The organism is Corynebacterium striatum ATCC 6940, assembly GCF_000159135.1.
In the GTDB taxonomy this organism is placed as follows: domain Bacteria; phylum Actinomycetota; class Actinomycetes; order Mycobacteriales; family Mycobacteriaceae; genus Corynebacterium; species Corynebacterium striatum.
Map to the genome: position 1 here is coordinate 1 of NZ_GG667546.1, position 738 is coordinate 738.

The window sequence follows — 738 nt, forward strand, 5'->3', positions numbered from 1 at the left end:
ACAGAGGCAAAACCGTGTCCATTATCGGGCTCGACGGCCCCAGTCAGGACCGGCTGAACCGACTGTCTGGCCGGCTTGACACCGGCCACTAACATCCCCCGACTCGAGCACATCGACTTGGCGCCCCAACTTATAACCGGGGCGCCAGTTTATTGGTGCTGTTGCACAGTTGGGGCAGTAGGAAGAGTGACGTGAAATAGTCACACAGCCATGGGTATCTTCTCCGGTCGTCATTTCCCCCGTGACATCATTCTATGGGCAGTGCGGTGGTACTGCCGCTACGGGGTGAGCTACCGCGATCTGGAGGAAATGATGACTTCAGCGGGGCGTGCCGGTCGATCACACCACGATCTACCGCTGGGTCCAGAAATACGCCCCTGAGCTGGACAAGCAAACACGGTGGTACCGGCAGGTACCTGACTGCCAGGCCAGTTCCTGGCGGGTCGATGAGACCTATATCCGAGTCGGCGGCAGGTGATGCTACCTCTATCGGGCGATCACCGCCGGTGGCCAGACCGGTATAGGATAGTCGCTTTATAGGTCCATGCTGATTCGCGCTCTGGGGTACACCCTAGTGTTACGGGCATCCATGCCGGCAAGTTGCGCGTAAAATAGGGTAGATCCAGACATTGTTTTACACATGTACAACAGGGTCTAAGCCTTAGGTTTACAGAAAGTGGTGAGTGTGGTGTTGTCGCCGGATGGTTTCCATATTGAAAGCCATATTGACGCAGTACC

Annotated in this window: 1 pseudogene; it reads left to right on the forward strand. The window is 56.2% G+C overall.

Features of this window, described 5'->3' with window-relative positions:
* Positions 1-210 precede the first annotated feature (210 nt).
* Positions 211-475 (forward strand): annotated as a pseudogene (locus tag HMPREF0308_RS13760) (transposase domain-containing protein); the annotation flags it as partial.
* Positions 476-738: the final 263 nt, after the last annotated feature.